Origin of the sequence: Streptomyces sp. NPDC001744 (genome assembly GCF_042892575.1) — a bacterium.
In the GTDB taxonomy this organism is placed as follows: domain Bacteria; phylum Actinomycetota; class Actinomycetes; order Streptomycetales; family Streptomycetaceae; genus Streptomyces.
In genome coordinates this window covers 250,556-257,180 of record NZ_JBIAUG010000005.1, presented here as the reverse complement: position 1 = coordinate 257,180, position 6,625 = coordinate 250,556, and the positions used below count along the sequence as shown (strand labels likewise).

Annotated in this window: 5 protein-coding genes; 3 read left to right on the top strand and 2 right to left on the bottom strand. The window is 74.6% G+C overall.

Going from position 1 to position 6,625, the window contains the following annotated elements; translation table 11 throughout:
* The first annotated feature begins 743 nt into the window (after window positions 1–743).
* Complete coding sequence (locus ACFYZY_RS09100) at window positions 744–1,331, top strand: SigE family RNA polymerase sigma factor (protein ID WP_388691347.1); 588 nt, start codon at window positions 744–746, stop codon at window positions 1,329–1,331.
* Between the two features lie 314 nt (window positions 1,332–1,645).
* On the top strand, window positions 1,646–2,764 hold the full coding sequence (locus tag ACFYZY_RS09095) for a hypothetical protein (RefSeq protein ID WP_388691167.1): 1,119 nt from the start codon (window positions 1,646–1,648) through the stop codon (window positions 2,762–2,764).
* 187 nt (window positions 2,765–2,951) lie between these two features.
* Here the strand turns inward: ACFYZY_RS09095 and ACFYZY_RS09090 are convergent, their stop codons facing one another.
* On the bottom strand, window positions 2,952–3,692 hold the full coding sequence (locus tag ACFYZY_RS09090) for an SURF1 family protein (RefSeq protein ID WP_388691164.1): 741 nt from the start codon (window positions 3,690–3,692) through the stop codon (window positions 2,952–2,954).
* A gap of 23 nt (window positions 3,693–3,715) precedes the next feature.
* A complete protein-coding gene (locus ACFYZY_RS09085; protein ID WP_388691161.1) occupies window positions 3,716–5,605 on the bottom strand; it encodes a prolyl oligopeptidase family serine peptidase in 1,890 nt (629 codons plus the stop codon).
* Between the two features lie 62 nt (window positions 5,606–5,667).
* Between ACFYZY_RS09085 and ACFYZY_RS09080 the strand changes: the two genes are divergently transcribed.
* Window positions 5,668–6,498: a class I SAM-dependent methyltransferase gene (locus ACFYZY_RS09080; protein ID WP_388691158.1), complete on the top strand. Its 831-nt coding sequence runs from the start codon at window positions 5,668–5,670 to the stop codon at window positions 6,496–6,498.
* Window positions 6,499–6,625 lie beyond the last annotated feature (127 nt).

Below are 6,625 nucleotides of genomic sequence, written 5' to 3'. Positions count from 1 at the left end.
CCCCCCCCCAAACAACCCCCCCCCCCCCCCCCCCCGCGGGCGGGGGGGGGGGCGCGGGGGGCCCCCCCCCCCCGGGGGCGGGGGGGGGGGGCCCCCCCCCCCCCCCCCCCGGCTCCGTGATGCCGGTCCTGTGACGGACCGGCCCCGGCCTTCTCTCCCCCCGGCCTTCTTCCCTCGGCCCCCCTCCTCCTCCCCCCCGGCGCGGTCGTGCCCCGATGAGTACGGCGGGCCGCCGCCGTCCGCGCCCGGCCCCCATGGCCCGGCTCTCCTCCTCCGCTCCGGGCCCCCGCGGATCGCTGAACAGTCGTCACGGTCTTGTGGAACGTGTGAACAAGCTGTGAGCAATTAACTGTCAGAAACCCCTTGAACTGCGGTGATGCCGTGGTTGACGATGCTCTTCCCCTTTTCCGCAACCAGAAGTTGAACAAGGCGCGTCTTTGCGGGCACTCACGGCCACGGTGCGAGGGGCACATCGGGGAAGCGGAGCGGGCGGCCCGTCGGGGCATCGGGGGAGAACGGTTACGCATGAGGACGAACAACCCGCCGTCGGAAAAGACGGCGTGCGCGTACAACCCTGCCGGGGGGAACCGGGTCCAACAGGCGTGGCAAAGGTACTCGACATCGCGACCATTGCCCCGCCAGGCGGCGGGGGCACGGCGGTGCTCCCCGCGCGGAGCGTCCCCGTCGGCGCCGTACGCGGCTCCGCGTCCGGCCTGTTCGGGCGTCCGCGTGCACTCGACGAGGTGCCGGTGATCGCCCCCGTGTCCACCGCTTCCCGGGCCACGGAGGTGGACGGCATCCCTTCGCCCCGTACGAGCGCCGAAAGCTCCCCGGCCGTCGGCACCACCGTCGATCACCTCACCGAGACCTACCGCGCCCACTACCGGTCGCTGCTCGGCCTCGCCGCACTGCTCCTCGATGACACGGCCTCCTGCGAGGACGTGGTCCAGGAGGCGTTCATCCGCGTCCACTCGGCCCGCAAGCGGGTGCGCGAGCCCGAGAAGACGCTCGCCTACCTGCGCCAGACCGTCGTGAACCTCTCCCGGTCCACGCTGCGCCGTCGCATCCTCGGCCTCAAGCTCCTGTCCAAGCCGATGCCGGACATGGCCAGCGCGGAGGAGGGGGCGTACGACCTGCTGGAGCGCGACGACCTGATCAAGGCGATGCGCGGCCTCCAGCGGCGGCAGCGCGAGGTGCTCGTCCTGCGGTACTTCGCGGACATGACCGAGGTCCAGGTCGCCGAGACGCTGGGGATATCCCTGGGTTCGGTGAAGGCGTACGGCTCGCGGGGCATCGCGGCGCTGCGCGTCGTGATGGGAGCGACGTCATGAGCGGAGTGCGCGACGGGAACGGGACGCCCCCCGAGGAGGACGTCGTTCCGGAGGACGGAGTGTCACCGGGGGACGCCGTGTCACAGGAGGAGGGCATGCCACCGGAGGAAGCCGTGCCGGAGGAAGCCGCGTCGGAGGAAGCCGTGCCAGCGGGGGACGGTGCGCCGGCGGGGAACGGTGCGTCGGCTGGGGACGGTGTGTCGGCGGCGGAGTACGGGATCCTCGGGAGCCGTGGGATCGTCGGGAGTTCCGGGGCCGCCCGGAGCCCCGGATCCCGGGTCCGGGAAGAACGTGACGAGCTGAGTGGACGGCGCATGAGGAAGATCGAGCCCGGACCCGGCGAGAGCGACGGCGACGGCGACGACGAGCTGGCGCTGCGGCGGATGCTCCAGGGCGCCGTCGCGGGACTGGACCCCTCTCCCGGCTCGCTGGAACACCTGCGCCGCGCCGTGCCCGCCCGGCGTGCCCGCAAGCGGCAGGCCCTCGTGGGCGCCGCGGCCGCCGCGGTTCTCATCGGAACGGCCGTTCCCGCCTTCGTGCACGTCGCCGCCTCCGGGGGCACCACCACCGCCAGCCCCGTGAACGCGGGCCACGGCGAGGAGACCCAGGGCGGCACCGGCATCGAGACCGGGGTCGAGGGCGGCAAGAGCGCCAGGACTCCCACGAGCAGTGCCTCCCCGACGCGGGCCGGGGCCGACGATCCCTCCGGCAGGCCGCGGCGGCCCGGAACGGGCCCCGCGGACGACGGCCCGGAGAACGCGCAGAGCCCGGCCGCCGGTGCCGGCCGGTGCACCGCCGGCCAGCTCGGCGTCAGCGCCGCGTACGCCGGAGGGGCCGACGCCGACGGCAAGGTGCGCGGCGGCTTCCGCGTCGCCAACGTCTCCGGCCGTTCCTGCCGCGTGGACGGCGCCGGTCTCATCGGCTTCGAGGCCCGGGGGGCGGCCGATCCGGGACGCATCTCGGTGGTCCGGCACGCTTCCGGCGACGGGAGCGGACTGCCCGCCCTCTCGCGGGAGTCGTCCACGCTCCTCCTGAAGCCGAACGGCTCCTACGAGGTGAGGTTCGTCTGGGTGCCGAGCGAGACCTGTCCGGCGACGGGGACCACTCCCACCCCCACGCCGACCGTTCCGAGCGAGCCCCCGACCACCCCGCCCGCGACGACCACCCCGTCGGCCGAGCCGGGCAGCCCCGACCCCACTCCGGGCACCGGCTCCGGCGGTGCCGGTGGCGCCGGCGGCGGCCCAGGCCCAGGCCCGGAAGCGGGTGCGGAGGGCGGTCCGGCCCCCCAGTTGATCCGCGCGGACGACGCCCCGGCGGCCGGCAGCGTCGTGGTCGGTCACACCGCCGAGCCGGGTGGTCCCTCCGCGTCGGTGACCATCCCCTCCGCCTGTTACGGCACCCTCTACCGCACGGGGCTCCTGGGCGCCTCCTGAGACGGGAGCCGCCGGGACCCCCGCGGGCCCGGCGCCCCGTCGCGGAACGCGTCCGGAACCCCCGCACCCCGGCGGCCCCGTCGCGGAAGCGCCGGCCCGCCGGTCCGCCGGACCGCCGGACCGCCGGTCTGATCCGGCGCCCGGACAGGGCCCGGCGCCCGGACCCGCCCGTCGTCCCGCCCGGCCCCTACAGGCCCAGGGCCTCGTCGCGGGACGCCTCCGCCTCGCGGCGCACGAGGCGGAACCACATGAAGAGGACGAATCCGGCGAAGACGAACCACTCCGCCGTGTAGCCGAGGTTCTGGAACGCCTTCGCGTCCAGGCCCGTGCCCGCGGCGGCCGCCGCCGGGACCGGGGTGAGCCCGGCGGGGGAGTCCGTGAGGGTGACCCAGGCGTCGTAGACGTCGTCCGACACCACGTTCACCAGGGCCGCCGCGCTGATCATGCCGAGCTGCCCCTCCGGCAGCCCGCCCGCCGTGCGCACGCCCTTCGTGCCCGGGTTCTCCGACGCCTGGAGCGCGCCCACCACCGTGACCTCGCCGGACGGCGGGGCGGGCGCCTTCGCGCCCGTGGGCAGCCATCCCCGGACCACCGGCAGGGACCGGCCGCCGTCCGTCCGCAGCAGCGTCAGGACGTACGAGCCGTTCCTGCCGTCCAGCTCGCGGTCCGGCACCAGGAACTGCTCCCCGAAACGCCCGCGCGCCTCCGCCGGGCGGCCCGAGGTCTCCTTGTCCACCGGCAGCAGGGAGTCCAGCGGCTCGGCCTTCAGCGTGCTCGCGGGGGGCCGGTTCCCGGCCTCTCGGTGGGAGTCGACGCGGTCCTCGAACTTCCCCAGTTGCCAGGTCCCCATGAAGACGCAGAACGGGATCGCGAGGAGGACGAAGACGTTGATCCCCCACCAGCGGGGTGTTCTCAGGAACCGGTACACCCCCCCACGGTACGCAAGACGGCTCAGCTCCCCGCCGCCCGGGTCCCCGTGTCCACCACCCCGATCTCCGTGTCCGCCGCCCCGGCCCCCGTGTCCACCGGCCGGGTCCCCAGGTGCTTCGCGGCGAACGCGAGGTCCAGGGCGACCTGCTTGATCCGCTCCTCCACCACCAGGGAGCCGTGGCCCGCGTCGTACCGGTACACCTCGTGGACCGCGCCCCGGGCCGCGAGCCGGTCGACGTAGTTGTCGATCTGGCGGATCGGGCAGCGCGGGTCGTTGACGCCGGCCGAGATGTGCACCGGCGCCTTCACCGCGTCCACGTACGTCAGCGGCGACGAGGCCGCGTACCGCTCGGGCACTTCTTCCGGAGAACCGCCCAGGAGCGTCCGGTCCAGGGCCTTCAGGGCCTCCATCTCGTCCTCGTACGCCGTCACGTAGTCCGCGACCGGGACCGCCGCGAGGCCGACCGACCAGGAGTCCGGCCGGGTGCCCAGGCCGAGGAGCGTGAGGTAGCCGCCCCACGAGCCGCCGGAGAGGACCAGCCGCTCCGGGTCCGCGAGCCCGCTCGCCACCGCCCACGCGCGCACCGCCTCGATGTCCTCCAGCTCGATCAGGCCGACCCGGTGCTTGAGCGCGTCCGTCCACTCCCGGCCGTACCCCGTCGAGCCCCGGTAGTTCACCCGCACCACCGCGTATCCGTGGTCCAGCCAGGCCGCCGGGCCCGACGCGAAGGCGTCGCTGTCGTGCCAGGCCGGACCGCCGTGCACCTCGAAGACCGTGGGGAACGGCCCCGCGCCCTCCGCCGGGCGCTGCACGAGCGCGTGGACCCTGCCGCCGGGCCCGTCCACCCACACGTCCTCCACCGGTACCGACGGCGGCGCCTTCGGGCCGGGCGGGTCGAGGACGACGGCGCCGGTCGTGGAGCGCACCACCGGCGGCTCGGCGGCCGAGGACCACAGGTACTCCACGCTCCCGTCCGGCCGGGCCGTCGCGCTCGACACGGAACCGGCCGGGGTCTCCACCCGCACCAGCGCGCCGGTGGCGATCTCGTACCGCCACAGCTCGCTGCGGGCCTCGTAGCCGTGCACGATCAGCAGGCCCGAACCGTCCGGGTACCACTCCGCCGACACGTCGCCCGGCAGGTCGAGCCGCAGGTCCGTCTCGGTACCCGTCGCCACGTCCCAGAGCATCGGCTCCCACCGCCCGCGCCGCTGGTGGCCGACGAGCAGCCGGGTGTCACCGGCCGCCGGCGCGAAGCCGAGGACCGTGAGCCCCAGCTCCTCCGTACCGCCCTTGGTGTCGTCCAGCTCCGCCACCACGCCCGCGTCCGAGGCGCGCAGTACCCGCAGCGCCGAGTGCATCGCGTCCCCGTGCTCGGTGTGCTCGATCGCGATCAGCGAACCGTCGTACGACAGGTCCCCGACCCCGGCCGACTCCCGGTGCCGGTAGATCTCGACCGGGGCGGCGGCCCCGGGGCGTACGAGATGGACCGTCGAGCCGTCCTCGTCCGTGGAGCGGCCCACCACGAGCGTGCCCTCCCGGCCGACGGCCAGACCGGCCGGATAGGAGGGGGCCAGGCCCGGCACGGCCGGCTCGTCCGCGCCGCCCGCGAACGGCTGCCGCATCCACACCCCGAACTCGTCCCCGTCGGTGTCGGCGAACCACCAGATCCACTCGCCGTCCGGGGACAGCGTCCCGTCCGTCGTCCCGTTGGGCCGGTCCGTGACCTGCCGCTGCTCCCCGGTCGCCCGGTCCCACGCGTACAGCTCGTACGTCCCCGTCGCGTTGGACACGAACAGTGAACGGTCCGGGGCCTCCTCGGCCCATTCGGGCAGGGAGACGCGGGGTGCCCGGAAGCGCTGCTCCCAGACGGGGGTGTCGAATTCCTTGCTCTCGGTAGTCATGGCATCCATCATGCTCCGCGCGGCCGACAATCGGGTCGCGGTCTCCGCAGCCTGTGGATAACCTCGTCGGCATGTACTCTCCGACCCCCGAGGACTGGCACGAGGCGAACCGTGCGAGGTGGGACGAGCGCGTCCCGATACACGCCGCCAGCCCCTACTACGACCTCGACGCCTTCCGCGCCGGCAAGGACGCCCTGCGGGACTTCGAGCTCGCGGAGGTCGGCGACGTCACCGGACGCACCCTGCTCCACCTCCAGTGCCACATCGGTCTCGACACCCTCTCCTGGGCCCGGCACGGCGCCTCCCACGTCGTCGGCCTGGACTTCTCCGAGCCCGCCGTCGAGACGGCCCGTTCGCTCGCCGCCGACCTGGGCCTCACCCAGGACCGGGCCGCCTTCGTCGCCGCCGACGTGTACGACGCGGCCGGGGCCGTCCCCGACAGCTCGTACGACATCGTCTACACCGGCGTCGGGGCCCTGTGCTGGCTTCCCGACCTCGATCGCTGGGCGGAGACCGCCGCCTCGCTCGTCGCCCCCGGCGGCTTCCTCTACGTGGCCGAGTTCCACCCGTTCACCGACTCGCTGGACGACGAGACCGGCGGCCGGGTCGTGCACGACTACTTCGTCCGCGACCCGTGGGTGGACACCACGCCCGGCACGTACGCCGACCTCGCCGCCCCCACCGTCCACAACCGCAGCGTGGAGTGGGTGCACCCGGTCGGCGAGGTCGTCACGGCGCTCGCGCGGGCGGGCCTGCGCATCGAGTTCCTGCACGAGCACGACGTCTCGCTCGTCCCCCGCTACGGCACGCTCCAGCGGCACGAGGACGGCTACTACCGCTTCCCGGCGGACCGCCCCCGCGTCCCGCTGATGTACTCGGTCAAGGCGTCCCGCCCGGCCTGAGGCCCCGGTTCCGCCCGGACCCGTCCCCTCGGCCCCGCCCGGAACCGGTGGGGTGGAATGTCCGCGATGCGGAGTTGGTCGCGGTGCGGGAGAGGCCACGGCGCGCGGATCGGCGCCGCGCGCGCCC